This window comes from Nocardioides sp. CCNWLW216, assembly GCF_037120545.1.
Lineage (GTDB): Bacteria > Actinomycetota > Actinomycetes > Propionibacteriales > Nocardioidaceae > Nocardioides > Nocardioides lianchengensis.
This window is the reverse complement of the sequence record NZ_JBBBBJ010000016.1, coordinates 43,400-59,172: the sequence shown is the minus strand read 5'-3', so window position 1 is coordinate 59,172 and position 15,773 is coordinate 43,400. Positions and strand designations below refer to the sequence as shown.

The 15,773-nt window shown below is 73.0% G+C and carries 10 protein-coding genes; 5 read left to right on the top strand and 5 right to left on the bottom strand.

Annotated features, from left to right (window positions below; translation table 11 throughout):
- The first annotated feature begins 216 nt into the window (after window positions 1-216).
- Together V7S47_RS24895 and V7S47_RS24890 are read left to right on the top strand one after the other, a co-directional pair.
- Complete coding sequence (locus V7S47_RS24895; protein ID WP_336564123.1) at window positions 217-1,782, top strand: peptide chain release factor 3; 1,566 nt, start codon at window positions 217-219, stop codon at window positions 1,780-1,782.
- A 54-nt stretch (window positions 1,783-1,836) separates the two neighbouring features.
- Window positions 1,837-2,349, top strand: coding sequence for a flavin reductase family protein (locus V7S47_RS24890; protein ID WP_090860245.1), 513 nt, complete (start codon window positions 1,837-1,839; stop codon window positions 2,347-2,349).
- On the opposite strand, the gene V7S47_RS24885 is transcribed toward V7S47_RS24890, so the two are convergent.
- Window positions 2,301-2,507: a hypothetical protein gene (locus V7S47_RS24885; RefSeq protein ID WP_336564122.1), complete on the bottom strand. Its 207-nt coding sequence runs from the start codon at window positions 2,505-2,507 to the stop codon at window positions 2,301-2,303. The genes V7S47_RS24890 and V7S47_RS24885 overlap by 49 nt on opposite strands.
- Before the next feature lie 70 nt (window positions 2,508-2,577).
- The gene (locus tag V7S47_RS24880) at window positions 2,578-6,147 is read right to left on the bottom strand and encodes a glycosyl hydrolase (protein ID WP_336564121.1); all 3,570 of its coding nucleotides are present in this window, start codon (window positions 6,145-6,147) and stop codon (window positions 2,578-2,580) included.
- A 378-nt stretch (window positions 6,148-6,525) separates the two neighbouring features.
- On the opposite strand from V7S47_RS24880, the gene V7S47_RS24875 reads away from it, so the two are divergent.
- Window positions 6,526-7,428 (top strand): LysR family transcriptional regulator, encoded by a 903-nt coding sequence (locus V7S47_RS24875; RefSeq protein WP_336564120.1) that lies wholly within the window; start codon window positions 6,526-6,528, stop codon window positions 7,426-7,428.
- A gap of 93 nt (window positions 7,429-7,521) precedes the next feature.
- Here the strand turns inward: V7S47_RS24875 and V7S47_RS24870 are convergent, their stop codons facing one another.
- Window positions 7,522-8,877 (bottom strand): hypothetical protein, encoded by a 1,356-nt coding sequence (locus tag V7S47_RS24870; RefSeq protein ID WP_336564119.1) that lies wholly within the window; start codon window positions 8,875-8,877, stop codon window positions 7,522-7,524.
- Between the two features lie 100 nt (window positions 8,878-8,977).
- Window positions 8,978-10,342, bottom strand: coding sequence for a hypothetical protein (locus V7S47_RS24865; RefSeq protein ID WP_336564118.1), 1,365 nt, complete (start codon window positions 10,340-10,342; stop codon window positions 8,978-8,980).
- Between the two features lie 104 nt (window positions 10,343-10,446).
- Between V7S47_RS24865 and V7S47_RS24860 the strand changes: the two genes are divergently transcribed.
- The gene (locus V7S47_RS24860) at window positions 10,447-12,540 is read left to right on the top strand and encodes an acyltransferase family protein (RefSeq protein WP_336564117.1); all 2,094 of its coding nucleotides are present in this window, start codon (window positions 10,447-10,449) and stop codon (window positions 12,538-12,540) included.
- 348 nt (window positions 12,541-12,888) lie between these two features.
- Here V7S47_RS24860 and V7S47_RS24855 read toward each other — a convergent pair whose 3' ends face one another.
- Window positions 12,889-15,138 (bottom strand): LLM class flavin-dependent oxidoreductase, encoded by a 2,250-nt coding sequence (locus V7S47_RS24855; protein WP_336564116.1) that lies wholly within the window; start codon window positions 15,136-15,138, stop codon window positions 12,889-12,891.
- 63 nt (window positions 15,139-15,201) lie between these two features.
- Between V7S47_RS24855 and V7S47_RS24850 the strand changes: the two genes are divergently transcribed.
- Window positions 15,202-15,537, top strand: a complete 336-nt coding sequence (locus V7S47_RS24850; protein WP_336564115.1) for a winged helix-turn-helix transcriptional regulator — start codon at window positions 15,202-15,204, stop codon at window positions 15,535-15,537.
- The last annotated feature ends 236 nt before the right edge of the window (window positions 15,538-15,773 follow it).

The following is a 15,773-nucleotide window of genomic DNA, read 5'->3' as shown; positions in this document are numbered from 1 at the left end:
TCAGGACCCGGCCGGGGCTGCGAGAACCGCGGGACCGACCGGAGGTGCGTGGGGTGGTGATCGGCTGCGCCGCCCGAAGAGCCGAGGGCGCGGACCACCTCTCCTGCCGTCGAGGGTACCAACGCCCCCGTCGCCCGGGCGAACCGGTGGGACGGGCCGCCGGCTCGACGTCTTCTCAATGTCGTCGCGCCCCGCGCCACGGGTTAGGTTCCCCAGGTGCCCGACAGCCGCCCCCGCCGTACCTTCGCGGTGATCAGCCACCCCGACGCCGGCAAGTCCACCCTGACCGAGGCCCTGGCCCTGCACGCCCGGGTGATCACCGAGGCCGGCGCCGTGCACGGCAAGGGCGGGCGCCGCGCCACCGTGTCGGACTGGATGGACATGGAGAAGGCCCGCGGCATCTCCATCACCTCCGCGGCCCTGCAGTTCGTCTACCGCGACCACGTCGTCAACCTGGTCGACACCCCCGGCCACAGCGACTTCTCCGAGGACACCTACCGGGTGCTCTCAGCGGTCGACTCGGCCGTGATGCTGGTCGACGCCGGCAAGGGGCTGGAGCCGCAGACCCTGAAGCTGTTCAAGGTCTGCGCGCTGCGCGGCATCCCGGTCATCACCGTGATCAACAAGTGGGACCGCCCGGGCCTCGCGGCGCTCGAGCTGATGGACCTGATCGAGCAGAAGATCAAGCTTCGGCCGACGCCGCTGACCTGGCCGGTCGGCGAGGCGGGCGACTTCCGCGGGGTGCTGGACCGTCGTACGGGCGAGTTCGTGAAGTACACGCGCACCGCCGGCGGCGCGACCCGCGCGCCCGAGAAGCGGATGCCGGCGGGCGAGGTCGGCGAGGCCGACCGGCCGGTCTGGCAGGACGCCGTCGAGGAGCACGAGCTGCTCGAGGCCGACGGTGCCGACCACGACCAGGAGCTCTTCCTCGCCGGTACGACGACGCCGGTGATGTTCGCGTCCGCGCTGCAGAACTTCGGCGTGGCCCAGCTCCTCGACCTGCTGCTCGACCTGGCCCCGGCCCCGCACGCGACGCCGGGCGTCGACGGCTCGGTCCGCGAGGTCGAGGACGAGTTCAGCGCCTTCGTCTTCAAGGTGCAGTCCGGCATGAACGCCGCCCACCGTGACCGGCTCGCCTACGCCCGGGTCGTCTCCGGCACCTTCGAGCGCGGCATGGTGGTCACCCACGCGACCACCGGCAAGCCGTTCGCGACCAAGTACGCGCAGGCGGTCTTCGGCCGCGAGCTCTCTTCGATCGAGGAGGCCTCCCCCGGCGACATCATCGGCCTGGTCAACGCCCAGGCGCTGCGCGTCGGCGACACGGTGTACGTCGGGGAGCCGATCGAGTTCCCGCCGGTGCCCTCCTTCGCCCCCGAGCACTTCATGGCCGCCTCCGCGGCCGACGTCGGGCGGTTCAAGCAGTTCCGCAAGGGCATCGAGCAGCTGGACCAGGAGGGCGTGGTCCAGGTGCTCCGATCGGACCTGCGCGGCGACCAGAGCCCGGTGCTGGCCGCGGTCGGCCCGATGCAGTTCGAGGTCGTCCAGGAGCGGATGACCAACGAGTTCAACTCGCCGATCCGGCTCTCGCGGGTCGACTACTCCGTGGCCCGCCGTACCGATGCCGAGGGCGCCGCCGCGCTGGCCGGCGGCCGGGGCACCGAGGTGCTGCAGCGCTCCGACGGCACCTACCTGGCCCTCTTCGTCGACCAGTGGCGGGCCTCCGCCACCGCCCGCGACAACCCCGACGTGATGCTGGAGGAGCTGCCGGCCGGCGGTGCGTGACCTCGCGCACGTCGACTGGACCTCAACCGCGGTTGAGCTCCTAGCCTCAGGTCCATGGCGTACGACGAGCTGCCCGACCGGTTCCGCTCCGGCTTCCGCCGGCACGCGGCCGGGGTGACCATCGTGGCCGCGGCCACGCCGACCGGTCCGGTCGGCGCCACCGTGTCCAGCGTGGCCTCGGTCAGCGTGGAGCCCCCGCTGCTGTCGTTCTCCCTGCTGCGGTCGAGCACCACGGCCGGTGCCCTGGTCGACGCCGGACGGCTCGTCGTCCACCAGCTGGCGGCGGACCAGGTGGAGGTCGCCGCCGCCTTCGCCTCCCGGACGGCCGCCCGGTTCACCGCGGAGCAGGGGTGGAGCCGGGCGGCTGACGGGACGCCGCTGCTGGCGGGCGCGACGGCGTCGTACGGCGGGCGGGTGGAGCAGGTCATCCCGGCCGGCGGGTCCTGGCTGGTGCTGCTGCGCGTGGACGACGTCACGCTCGGCCCCGAGGCCGCGCCGCTGCTCCATCACGACCGGCGCTACTGGTCGGTCGCACCGGTCGTCGAAGGGGCCGAGCGCGTCGGCTGAGCCGCCCCGTCACGGGTCCCGGCCCGCAGGAACTCCTCGAGCACGAAGCGCGGCAGCGAGCCCTGGTCGGCGAGCACCAGGCCGGCCTCGCGCGCCCAGCGGCGCACCTCCGCCGGGTCGCACGCCGCCCGCAGCTCGGTGTGCGGGATGCGGGTCATCGCCGCCCTCCTCCTCGACACGACGGGAGGGGGCGGCGACCGGGATCCCCGGCCGCCGCCCCCTGGTCGGTCAGCGCCTCGCGCGGACCTTGACCCTCACCGCGGTCGCCCTGCTCGGCGCCACCTGGGCGTCACCAAGGTAGGACGCCGCGATCCGGTAGGTGCCGCGCCGCAGCTTCGGCAGCCGGACGGTGACCACCCCGCGGTCGGCCGCCCGCAGCGCCACGGTGCGGACGACGGCACCGTTGCGGGTCACCCGCACGGTCCCGGTCGGTCCGGCCAGGCCCGGGGCGGCGACCCGCACCGTGACCCGGACCGCCTGGCCCGCGGTGATCTTCCGCGCGCTCAGCGCGACCCGGGCGGTGGAGCCCAGCCGGGCCACCGTCGCGGTCCGCGAGGCCGCGACCCCCGGCCCGTAGCCCGCCTTGGTGGCGGTCACCCGGACGGCGAGCGCCCGACCGGCGTCCGCCGTCACGACCCGGTACGACGCCCCGGTCGCCCCGGCGATCGGCGTACCGCCGCGCAGCCACTGGTAGGCGAAGCCGACGCCGGCGACGTCCCAGGTGCCCGGGTCGGCGGTCAGGGTGCGGCCGACGACGGGCGTGCCGGTGATCCGAGGTGCCGTCACCGCCGCCGGGCTGGTCGCGGCGAGGGGCGAGACGTCGAGCGTCAGCGGACCGACGAGGCCGGCGTCCTGCGGAGCGGCCATGGAGTACTGGCCGTTGGTGTTGGTCGCCGCCGGGAAGTACCGGTTCTTCTTCCGCGGCGTGACGGCGATCTCGACCTGGTTGGCGCCGGCCTTCAGCAGCGACGTGACGTCGAGCTCGTACGGCGCGAAGATCACGCTGCCCGCGTCCTGGCCGTTCACCGTGACCCGGGCCGCGGTGTGCACCTCGCCCAGGTCGAGCACGTAGCGCCGGCCCTTCTCGGGCGTGACGTCGACCGTCGCGCGGTAGACGCCGTCGGACACCACCGAGCGCAGCGTGCCGCCCTGGTAGGTTGCGTCCTTCCAGTTGCCCAGCACGCTCTCCGTGAACGTCTGCGTCTGGACCGGCCCGCCGAGCACGCCGTCGAGGTTGTCGTCGGAGACGGTCAGCGACTGCGCGGTCACGGGCAGCGTCGAGGCCGGCGCGACCCGGTCGACCCCGTCCGGGAGACCCGGGGTGAGGTCGGCGGCGGGGATGGTGACCCCGGCCGGCTCGGCCAGCAGGGCGATGCCGTTGCTGGGCTTGGACGGCGTCGAGCCGCGGCCCAGCGGGTCCTTGCCCGCGTCGAGGGTGAAAGTCACCGCGCCGTCGCGGACGTCGGCGTCGTGGATCTCCCCGGTCTTCTGGTCCAGCCAGTAGAAGTTCTCGTACTTCTCGTCGACGCGGACGGTGATGGTGTTGGCGGTCGTGCTGGTGTTGCGCAGGTAGGTCAGCTCGCCGCCGTCGTCCAGGGTCCGACGGGTGAAGCGCACCTCGGTGTTGGTGTCGTAGGTGAGCTCGGGGGTGACGACCCGCTTCAGGGTCGAGGCCAGCGAGGCCTCGCTGGTCGGGTTGTACGCCGCGTCCCCCTTCAGCAGGACCTGGTTGGCGAGCGTGGCGACCTGGCGGTCGAGGGCGGCGTACCGGCCGTCGGCGTACCCGGCCTGCGCGTTCGGCAGGGCTCCGTAGAAGACGATCGGCGCGCCCTGCTCGGCCAGCCGGAGCAGGCTCTGCATGGTCTCGACCGGCACCGTCGAGGTGTGGACGACCAGCGCGTCGTACGACGCCTTGCCGCCGTTGACGCTCAGCCGCCCGTCCGCGAACGTCGTGTCCGCCGCCTGGATGCTCTTGTCGTTGATGACGTCCCAGGCGTAGCCGTTCGCGTTGAGCGTGGGCGTGGCGCCGGTGGCGACCGCCCGGGTGTTGTACGGCGCGTAGACCGCGACGTCGCGGCTCGGGTCGCCCTGCTGCATCAGGTAGTTCAGCCGGGACGCGTAGGCGTTGAGCTGGCCGAAGTACGGCGCCAGCGTGTTGTCCTCGGTCATGTTCACGCCGATGGTCGGGAAAGCCGCCCAGCCGTTCTCGCCGTACTGCGCGCTGCCCTTGCCGTAGGGGTAGCTGAGACCGTGGTAGAAGAAGTTGTTCACGCCGCCGGTGGCCATCAGGTCGAAGCCGACCCTCAGGGTGTCGAGGGTGTTCTGCATCGGCGTCAGGCCGAGGGTGAACTGCTCCGCGGTGACCAGGTTCCGGTCGTGCAGGTTGGCGCCCGACGACGCGGTGATCAGCCGGTACTCGTCGTGCTGCTCGTCCTCGGGGATGTCGACGTACTCGGCCGAGCCGATGATGTCCATCGGCGGGTTGTAGGCCTGCTGCCGGAAGAGCAGCCCGTGCGAGTTGCTGCCCTTCTGGAAGCCGCGCAGGCCCTCGGCCATCTTCACGCCGACGAGCGTGCGGTAGTCGGCCAGGATCCGGTTGGTCGTGGCGCTGTCGGTCGTGTAGGTCAGGTAGGAGTCGGCCGAGCCGCCCATGGTGTTGGGCCGGTAGGCCGCCGTGTTGAGGTTCTGTCGGTAGACCGTCGGCAGGTACTTGCTGAAGTCGTAGCCCAGGCCGTTGTGCTCGGCGTCCTTGGCCAGCGCGGAGATGCCCTCGTTGTAGTAGAGGTCGGTGTGCAGCTCCAGGCTGTCGTTGAACAGCGCACGGACGTTGTCGTACGTCGAGACGATCCGGCTGAGGTTGGCCTCCCCCACCCACTGGTTGACGTAGCGCAGCGTCTTGGCCGCGTCCATGTGGTCGACGGTGAACCAGTCCGGCCGGGCCGTCGTCGTCCCGGCCCCGCTGGCGCCGGCGGGCAGCGACCAGAGCGCCACGACCTCGTAGCTGTCCCCGTCGGCCATCGCGGTCGTGACGGCGGGGTCGAGCCGGAACGAGGTGCCGCCGATCTCGCTGGCGTCGACGAAGTGGCTGTCGTTCACGTCCAGGGTGACCCGCTGGTCCCAGACCGTCGCGCCGTCGTCGAAGAGGCGGGCGTCACCCGTGACCGCGCCGGCGGTGCCGGTGCGCTTGGCGACCACGACCCCCTGCAGACGGGCCAGCTCGGGGGCGAACCTCGGGGTCACGGCGGCGCCGTACTGGAGGCTCTTGGTCAGCGCGGGTACGGCGATGCCGCCGGCCTTCACCTGCGCGCCGGTGAGCGTCGCGCGGCCCAGCGAGAGGTTGCCCTCGCTGTCGGCGATGGTCGTGAACTGGCTGTTGGCGTTCCAGCCCGAGCCCATGTTGAGGTCGACGGTGATGCCGAGCTCGTCGGCCTTGGCGACGGCGAACTCCAGCTTCTCGTAGAACGCCGGCGTGTAGATGTCCTGCAGCTGCGCGTCGGGCACGTTCGGCACGACGCGGTAGGGGTTGATCTCCACGGTGCCGAAGCCGTGCGAGGCGAGGTACTCCAGCTGCTCGGCGAGCACGTCGGTCTTGATCGACCCGCCGGACCACCACCACCGCACGCCCGGGCGGTAGGTCATGTCGGGCGTCGAGAACTCGTCCGCGGAGATGCTGGACGAGGCGCCGTCCGCGGCGGCGGACGCGGCGGGAGTACCGGTCGTCGTCGCCAGGGTGATCGAGCCGAGGCCCACCACCGCGGCGGCCGCGAGGGAGATCGACCGCTTGCGGAGCCGCCTCATCGAGCGCCGTCCTGGTTGAAACGCATCACAGTTCCTCTTTCCGTGCGCACCTGCTCGGGGCAGGGCTGTCCGGCCCGTTCACCTGCTGGTGAAGGGCAACCGTCGGTCCGCACCGCGAGCTGGGACCGGGAGGGTTCACGTCTGGACGTGCCGACCTTGAATCGTTTCACGTGACGTGACGCACAACTCTCACCCGAGAACTGTGACGACCGCAACACTCGTCGACGGCGAAGTCGGTATGGGCTCCATGGCGTTCGCTTATAGGTGCACGTCAGAGCGCTGCGGGCGCAGGACGGGCGCGGAGCCTGCCGTCCGGCGTCGTCCGGTGGTCTCGACCACGGCCCGGCCGAGTCGTCGAGCCTCGCCCATAATCCGGTGGTGGGCACCTACCGGAACCTCGACCTGCACCTGCTGACGACCCTCGACCACCTGCTGCGGGAGCGTTCGGTGACCGGTGCCGCCCGGCGCCTGGGGGTGAGCCAGCCCGCCGTCAGCTCGTCGCTGGCCAAGCTCCGCCGCCACTTCGACGACGAACTCTTGGTGCGGCACGGCACCCGGTACGTCCTGACCCCGCTCGCGACCGGCCTCGCGGCCCGCACCCCGGCGGCTCTCGCGGAGATGCGCAGCCTCTTCGACCTCGCGGACGCCTTCGACCCGGCCACGACGACCCGCCGCTTCGACCTGGTCACCTCCGACTACCTGACCACGGTGCACGGCGCCGCGATCGCGGCGCGGGTGGCCAGCGAGGCGCCATCGGCCGTCCTCCGGTTCCTGCCCATCGCCTCCAGCACCCTGACCGAGTTCGACGGCCAGCTGCTCGGGGTCGACGGCCTGGTCCTCCCCCGGGCCTCGATCCCGGACTACCCGTACGTCGACCTGGTGCCGGACGAGTGGGTCCTCGTCGGGTCGGCCACCGGCGCCCACGCGGCCACCCGGCTGACCGAGGAGGCGCTCCGGGGCGCGGCCTGGGTGGCCTTCCGCCTCCAGCAGGGCGGGCACATCCCGCCCGTCGAGTCGCTGCACGGGCGTGGGATCGAGACCCGCACCGAGATCGTCACCGGGGACCTGGTCAGCGTGCCCTTCCTGGTCGCCGGGACCGACCGCCTCGGCTTCGTGCCCCGGGCCCTCGCCGAGCTGATGGCCGACGCCTCCGGGACCGTGGTCCTGGACTCGCCCGTCCCGCTCCCGCCGCTGACGATGACCATGCTCTGGCACCCGGCGAAGGAGTTGGACGCCGGCCACGCCTGGCTGCGCGGGGTGCTCGCCACGCTGGCCCCCTGAGCCGACCCGTCACTCAGGACCCCATTTCTGCGGCGTGTCGGTCGCAGATCGACGGGTCGCCCGCTAGGTCGGGTGGCGGGTCGGCGTCGGACCTCAGGCCAGCGGCATCTGCGCGACCTGCATGAAGTGGTCGGAGGCGATGCGGGACGGCTTGCGGTAGATCTGGTTGCGGTAGCCGCACGACCCCTTCACCGGCCCCAGCGACAGGATGTAGTCGCGCCGCAGCGGGGTCTTGTACAGCGGGAACTTCGAGTCCTGCGTGGTGGGGAACTTCGAGCCGGAGATCCGGGTCGTCGCGTAGGCGTCGTAGTAGCCGGCGCGCATCAGCATCTGGTGCACGTTGTTGGACGGCTTGGTGTTGTTGGTCGAGTTCAGGTCGCCCGCGAGGAAGACCTGGCCGCCGAAGCGCCGCTGCAGGCCGCCCAGGACCTCGATGGTCTTCCGGGTCTGGCGCGCCCGGATGCGCCACTCCTTGACGCTGCCGACCACGCCGACGCGCAGGTGGTTGGAGCTCAGCACGAACGGCGCCTGGTCGCCGCGCACGGACTGCAGCCGGGCCCAGGCGATGAGCGAGTCCTTCTTGAACCCGGGGTCGACGATCCGGGCCAGCCCGGCGTCGAGCTTGCGGTACTTGCTGGCGTCGTAGAAGACCCGGGTGCCGACCAGGCCGGGGACGCGACCCGTCGGCGGACGGTAGGCGTCGTCGCTGAGCGCGTCGACCCAACGGGCGCCCTTGTCCGGGTCGGTGGCGTTGAGCCGGTCGAGGATCCACCGCTTCTGCGGCTTCTTGCCGAAGCCCAGCCGTTCCGACCCGCTCGCCTCCTGGATCGCGATCGCGTGCGCGCCGCTGCGCAGGATCTCGCGGATCGCGTTCGGCCCGCGGTGGGTCCAGTTGCGGCGCGGGCCGAGGTTGCGGTCGGCCGCCCAGGTCCGGACGTTGAACAGGCCGATGGTCACCTGGTCGCGCGCCGCCGCCGTGCAGCGGCTGGTGATCGGCGCCTGGATCCACTTGGTCTGGCTCGCGGTCTTGGAGCCGTTGCGGCGTACGCCGTAGACCTTGATGAAGGAGTAGTTGCCCGAGGCCGGGGTGGCGCCGATCGCTCGGTCGACGACGAGGGCGCTGCGCTTGCGGCTGACCCGGTAGGCCTTGACCTGGGTCCGCATCTGCCGTCCGGGGCTGACCAGCACGGTGTAGCGCTTGAACTGCTTGGCCCGGCTGCGGTCCCAGCCCACCCGGATCCGGCCGTCGGACGTCGCGGCCAGGCGTACCTTCAGGTTGCCGGCACCGTTCGGCAGGCTGCCCGAGCGGGTGCCGGTGGGATTGGTGTTACGGCGCTCGGCGGCCTCGGACGCCCCGGCGGGAGCAGCCAGCAGGGTGCTCGTCAGGAGTACGACGACCCCGGCGACGAGCGCCCGCACGAGACGGATGGGGGCGGGACGGGCGGACATGGGCTCTCCGGTTCCGAGACGGTGGCGCGTACGCCGGACGGACTGCGGAGGTACCCGTCGTCGTACCCCGGAAACGGCCCGTAGGGGTGAACCGAGCGCCTCAGAGCGGCGGCAGCGGCAGGACCGCTACCTGCAGGAAGTGGTCGGAGGCGACCCGGGACGCGCGGGCGTAGGTCTGGTTCCGGTAGCCGCAGGAGCCCTTCGCGGTGCCCAGCGACAGGAGGTAGTCGCGGCGCAGCGGCGTCCGGTGGACCGGGAACCGCGAGTCCTGCGTCGTCGGGTACTGACCGCCGACGATGCGGGTCGTCGCGTAGGCGTCGTAGAAGCCGGCGGCCATCAGCGCCTGGTGGACGTTGTTGGACGGCAGGGTGCCGCTCGTGGAGTTCAGGTCCCCGGCCAGGAAGACCTGGTCGCCGTACGCCTGGCGCAGCGCGCGCATGACGGCGATGGTCCGGGCGGTCTGGCGGGCCCGGATGTGCCACTCCGTGGTGCTGCCGACGACGCCGACGCGCAGGTGGTTGGAGGTCAGGACGAAGGGCGCCTGGTCGCCGCGGACCGACTGCAGCCGGACCCAGGGGATCAGCGAGTCCTTGTCGAAGGCGGGGTCGATGATCCGCTCGAGGCCCGCGTCGAGCGCGTCGTACTTGCTGGCGTCGTAGAACACCCGGGTGCCGACCAGGCCGGGGACGCGGCCCTCCGGCGGCCGGTAGTACTCGTCGTCGACCGCGTCGACCCAGTGCGCGCTCGGGTCGGGGTCCACCTCGTTGAGCCGGTCGAGGACCCACTGCTTCTGGGGCCGGTCGCCGAACCCGACCCGGGTCGAGCCGCTGGCCTCCTGGATCGCGATCGCGTGCGCGCCGCTGCGGAGGATCTCCCGGACGACGTTGTCGCCGCGCCGAGTCCAGTTCCGGCCGGGACCCAGGTGGCGGTCGGCCGCCCAGGTCTGCATGTTGAACGATGCGAGGGTGACCCGGTCCCGCGCGGCGGCCGTGCACCGGCTGCCGAGCGGCGCCTGGATCCACCTGGTCTGACTGGCCGTCGTCCCGCCCCCGCGCAGGTGGGCAACCACCCTGACGAAGGAGAAGTTGCCCGACGCGGGGGTGGCGCCGACGGCCCGGGGCACGACCAGCGAGCCCCGGGTGCGACCGACCCGGTAGGACCGCACCTGCGCCTCCATCCGACGCCCCGGGCTGACCTGGACGACGTACCGCTTGAGCTGCCGGGCCCGGCTGCGGTCCCAGGTCACCCGGATCCGGCCGTCGGCGGTCGCGGCCAGTCCGACCCGCAGGTTGCCGACCCCGTTGGGCGGGCTCCCGGCGGCCGTGCCGGTCGGATTGGCGGTCCGGGCCGCCTGGGCGACCGAGGCCGGCCCCTGCCCGACGAGGACGGCGACGAGTCCGACCACGAGGACGGCGACCGTCGCGACGACGGCCCGGGAACGGTGGCGGGCGGGGCGAGCGGGCATGGGTGCTCCGGACAGGGCGATGGGAGGACCTCTCCTTCTTCGGCCGGTCCGGCCGATCGCGCAGGTTTTCTCGAGGGTGGACTCGCCGGTTAGTGTTCGGGCGCGTGAGTGCCGCGAGCCGCCATCGGGAGAGCCCGGCCACGCCGAAGGGCTTCCGGCCCGACATCGAGGGCCTCCGGGCCGTCGCCGTCCTCTCGGTGCTGATCTACCACGCCGGGCTGGCCTGGGTCCCGGGCGGCTACGTCGGCGTCGACGTCTTCTTCGTCATCTCGGGCTTCCTGATCACCTCCCTGATGGTGCGCGAGGTCGAGCGACGGGGCCGGCTCGGGCTCGCCGACTTCTGGGCCCGGCGCGCCCGCCGGCTGCTGCCGGCGAGTACCCTGGTGCTGGTCTTCAGCGCCGTCGTCGCGCTGGTCTGCCTGCCGGTCAACAACCGCAAGGACTTCGGCGGCGACATCGTCTCGGCCGCCCTCTACGTCGTGAACTGGCGCCTCGGCGCGCGCGAAGTGGACTACCTGGCCGAGAACGTCGGGTCCTCGCCCGTGCAGCACTACTGGTCGCTGGCCGTCGAGGAGCAGTTCTACGTCGTCTGGCCGCTGCTGATCGCCGCGGTGGTCGCGCTCGCGCGGGCGCGGTGGCGCACCGGCCTGCTGGTCACGATCACCGCGATCTCGGTCGCGTCCTTCGTCTTCACCCTGTCGTACGCCGTGGCGCAGCCGGGCCTGGCCTTCTTCGTCTCCACGACCCGGATCTGGGAGCTGGGGGTCGGCGCGCTGCTCGCGATCGCCTTCCCGACGCTGGTGCGCCTGCCGTCGGCGCTGCGCGCGGTCCTCGGCTGGGCGGGCCTGGCCCTGGTCGCCTACAGCGTGCTCGAGCTCGGGTCCACGACCGTGTGGCCCGGGACGGCGACCTTGATGCCCGTCCTCGGTACGGCGGCCGCGATCCTGGCCGGCGGCGGTCTCACGGTGCGCTGGGGGCCGGGTCTGCTGCTCGGCCTGCGCCCGGCGGTGTGGATCGGCGGGCTGTCGTACTCCCTCTACCTGTGGCACTGGCCGTTCCTGGTCGCGGCGGAGGGGCTGTGGGGCCACCTCCGGGTCCGCGAGGGCCTGCTGGTCGTCCTGGCGTCCGCGATCCCGGCCTGGCTGTCCTACCGCTACGTCGAGACGCCGTTCCGGCACCTGCCCCGCTTCGCGCTGCCGCGACCCGCGCTGCTGGCGGGCGCCGCCGGGATGGTGGTCTCGACGGTGGCCGGTCTCGCGCTGGTGGCGTCGTTCTCCCTGGTCGACACCGTCGACGAGGCGTCCGCCGACGAGGCGATCGGGGCCCGCGCGCTGCAGGATCCGCGCTTCGCCGACACCGACTGGGCGGCCCTGAGGTCGGTCGACGCGATGCGCCCCTCGCCGCTCGACGCCTACACCGACTACCCCGGCATCAACACCGACGGCTGCGTGGTCAAGCGCGAGACCGAGGCCTACGAGACCTGCGAGTACGGCGACCCCGACGCAGAGCGGACCGTGGTCCTGGTCGGCGACTCGAAGGCCGCGCAGTGGTTCAGCCCGGTCCGCACGATCGCCGAGGACGCGGGCTGGCGCCTGGTCGTGGTCGCCAAGAACGGCTGCCCCTTCGCCGCGTCGACCCTGCTGAAGGACAACAAGCGCAACCCCTCCTGCGAGTCCTGGCAGCCCTGGGCCCTGCAGACCATCGAGGACCTCGCCCCGGACGTCGTCGTGACCGTCACCCGGCACAGCCGCGCGCTGCCGCCGGGCGGGACGTCCACCGACGACTACACCCAGGCCGCCATGGTCGACGGGATCGTGGAGTACTGGGAGCAGCTGGTCGGCGACGGCATCACCGTCGTCCCGATCCTCGACACCCCGCCGCCCGTCAGCGCGACCGTGCCGGACTGCGTCCAGGAGCACCTCGACGACCTCACGCAGTGCGTCTCGCTGAAGGAGCGGAGCGTCCCCCGCTCGGGCGCGCCCCGCCAGCTGGAGGCGGCCCGCCGCGTGCCCGAGGTCAGGATCGTCGACATGTCCGACGTGCTCTGCCCCGACGGCGTCCGCTGTCCCCCGGTCATCGGCAACGTGCTGGTCTACCGCGGCGGCAGCCACCTCACCGACACCTACGCCCGGTCGGCGACCTCCGCCCTCTCCGCCCGGCTGGCCCGCGCCACCGACGGGCTGCTCGGCAGCGCGTAGCGGGCGCGCTGCGCGCGGATCGTGGCAACGCGCCGAGGTCGCGGTGAACCGTCCACCTGCCGACCCAGCAAGACGGTGGGCAGCTCACCGTCCACTCGCACCCATTTCGTTCGCAGCCCCACGAGCCGACCGGGCCGGCGCGCGGTCCGCGCGGGCCGGCGCGCGGGCCGGCGGTGACCTGTCCACCGATCTCCGACCACAGTCGGCGGCCGTCACACCGCCGACTCGGCGGGTCGTCGCGACACGCTGAGGTCGCGGTGAAGCGTCCACCTGCTGCGCCACCCAGGAGGTGGACAGCTCACCGCCCGCTCGCAGCCGCTGCTGCCTCCGGGATCCCGCGGTGATCGGTCAGGCCGCCGGACCGGCCGCCTCGGCCACGTCGGCGGGCGCGATGAAGAAGTTGTCGCGAAACAGGCCGGTGGGGTCGTAGCGGAGCTTCAGGTCGCGCAGCCGGGCGAGGTGGGCCGGCGGGAACGCCCGCTCGAGCCACGGAGAGCCGGTGCCGGTCTCGAAGCTGAGGTAGCTGCCGGACAGGTGCGGGACCAGCCGCTCCCAGGCGTCGTCGAACCGGGCGCTGGTGCCGAAGCCGGACAGCGAGAAGGCCGCGCTGCGGCCGGCGTACGCCGTGGCCTCGCTCGCGACGTCGGCGACCGCTCCCCCGACCGCCCGGACCGAGAAGAAGTACGACGTCCCGGCGTCCAGCAGGCCGGCCACCTCGGCGGCGAGCGCGGGCGTCAGGTGGTCGGCGAGCCCGGAGTGGGTGTGCGGCTCGCCGCGCCCCTGCTGCGGCTCGTCGCTGCTGAACAGGCCCATCACCTGGTCGTAGGTCGTGAGGACGACCTGCTGCTGCAGCAGCGGCGCGATCCCGGCGATCGGCTGCAGCCGCTCGACGACGGTCTCCGGGTCGTCGGACTCGACGACGAGCATCGCCTGGGCGACCCGCTGGCCGCCGCGGCGCGCGCCGAGGATCACCTGGCCTGTGACGCTGCGGTCGGCGGCCTCGATCTCGCGGCCCCACCCCTCCAGGAAGGTCGCGGTGTCGCTCGCGTCGAAGGCCAGCTGGGCGAAGCCGATCGTGCCGACCCGGGCGGCGGTGAGCTCGAAGGACGTGGCGATCCCGAAGTTGGCCCCGGCGCCGCGCACCGCCCAGAACAGGTCGGGCTCCTCGGTGGCGCTCGCCCGGACCGCGCGGCCGTCGGCCAGCACCAGGTCGACCGCGGTCAGGTGGTCGATGGTGAGGCCGTGGCTGCGGGCGAACCAGCCGATCCCGCCCGCGGTCGCGAGACCACCCACCCCGACGCCGCCGTAGTCACCGCTGCTGACCGCAAGGCCGTACGGCGCGAGCACGCGGGCGACGTCCGCCCAGCGGGCACCCGGGCCCAGGCGGACCCGTCCGGACTCGGGGTCGAGGACCTCGACGGCGTCCAGGGCACTGACGTCGAGGACCAGGCCGCCGTCGTTGAGCGAGCGCCCCGAGATGCCGTGACCGGCGCTCAGGACGCCCAGCGGCAGGTCGCGGTGCTCGCGGGCGACGCCCACCGCCGCCTGCACCTCGGCCACGCTCTGCGGGCGCAGCACCAGCCCCGGCGCGCCGCCGCGCAGGTAGCTCGACGTGTAGCGCGCGTACGCCGGGTCGCCGGGCTCGACCGCGCGCTCGGCCAGGGCGGCCGGCAGGTCGTCGTACCGGATGCCGGGGCGGCGGCGGGCCAGGGCGGACGCTCCGCGGACCCGGGAGCGCTCCTGCACGCCGGCGCTCGCCCGCGCCTCCGCGACCCGGTCGCGCACCTCCCCCGCGAGGCCGGCGAAGCGGCGCAGCCCGCCCTCGTCGTCGCCCATCACGATGAACGTGCTGACGCCGTCCTCGACCGCGAGCCGGACCAGGTCGTCGGCCGTCGCGTCCGCGCCGACGTTGAGCAGCCGGACCACCTCGGCGGGGTCCCGCCCGGCCGCGACCGCGGCCTCGTCGATGACCTGCATGCCCCGCTGCAGGTCGCCGGGCTGCAGGTAGGGCAGCGAGGGCAGCCAGCCGTCGGCCGCGCGGCCGATCAGGCGCAGCATCCGGGGCTTGTAGGCGCCCAGCCAGATCGGGACCTGGTGCGCCGGCGCCGGGCCGCGCTTGGCGCCATGGATGCGGTGGTGGGTGCCGTCGACGGCGAGGACGGACCGGTCCGCGGTGTCCCAGACGCCGCGGATGATCCGGATCGCCTCGTCGAGGGCGTCGATGCTCTCGCCCGGCGTGAGCCGCGTGCCGCCGTACGCCTCGATCGCGTCCCAGAACCCGCCGGCACCCAGGCCGAGCGCGACCCGGCCGCCGGAGAGCAGGTCCAGGCTGGCCACCGACTTCGCGAGGACGGCGGGCTGGCGCAGCGGCAGGTTGAGCACGTTGCCGGAGAGGTGGATCCGCTCCGTGCGCGCCGCGGCGTATGAGATCAGGGTCCAGGTGTCGAGGAACGACGGCTGGTACGGATGGTCCTGGAAGGTGACCAGGTCGTAGCCGAGCTCCTCGCTGAGCACCGCGAGCTCGACCGGCCGCTGCGGCGGCGCGGCCGTGGGGGTGACGAAGGATCCGAAGCGCAGGGGGTGGCCGTAGTCGGGCATGCCTCCAGGATCCGCCGTCCACCGACGCGGGACAACCGGGCGTAAGCGAGTTACTCTGAGTAAGTGACAACCGCCCCCGCCCGCCACCTGATCGACGACGCCACCTGCCGCGAGGCCACCCCTGCCCTGGAGTTCGTCGGCCGGCGCTGGACCGGCGCGATCATGCTGGCCCTGGGACGGGGCGCCAGCCGGTTCGGCGAGATCCAGGGCGCCGTCGACGGCCTCTCGGCCCGCCTCCTCACCGCCCGCCTGCGCGAGCTCGAGGCGCACGACCTCGTGGAGCGCGAGGTGATCCCGACGACGCCGGTCTCGGTCCGCTACCGGCTCACCCCGCGCGGGCGCGACCTGCTCGCCGCGATCCAGCCGCTGGTGGCCTACCACCTACGCTGGGGGTCGTAGAAACGACGAAGCGGCAGGTCATCCGACCTGCCGCTTCCCTGTCACCTGGTGGAGCTGAGGGGATTCGAACCCCTGACCTTCTCATTGCCCACCAGCACGGTGCGCTACCAACAACGCCACACCCACCCCACCGGGCCAGCCCGGGAAAAGCACGAAGCGGGGGGGGCGGCGGCCCCACCCGAGTCAGGGACCCGGGGGGGGGGTGGGGGGTGGGCACCCCGACCGCGCGAAAGAGC

Excerpts from the sequence above, each read along its gene's own strand:
- V7S47_RS24890 (WP_090860245.1), top strand. The coding sequence starts at position 1,837 with ATGGCGTACGACGAGCTGCCCGACCGGTTCCGCTCCGGCTTCCGCCGG.
- V7S47_RS24885 (WP_336564122.1), bottom strand. The coding sequence starts at position 2,507 with ATGACCCGCATCCCGCACACCGAGCTGCGGGCGGCGTGCGACCCGGCG.
- V7S47_RS24880 (WP_336564121.1), bottom strand. The coding sequence starts at position 6,147 with ATGAGGCGGCTCCGCAAGCGGTCGATCTCCCTCGCGGCCGCCGCGGTG.
- V7S47_RS24870 (WP_336564119.1), bottom strand. The coding sequence starts at position 8,877 with ATGTCCGCCCGTCCCGCCCCCATCCGTCTCGTGCGGGCGCTCGTCGCC.
- V7S47_RS24865 (WP_336564118.1), bottom strand. The coding sequence starts at position 10,342 with ATGCCCGCTCGCCCCGCCCGCCACCGTTCCCGGGCCGTCGTCGCGACG.
- V7S47_RS24855 (WP_336564116.1), bottom strand. The coding sequence starts at position 15,138 with ATGCCCGACTACGGCCACCCCCTGCGCTTCGGATCCTTCGTCACCCCC.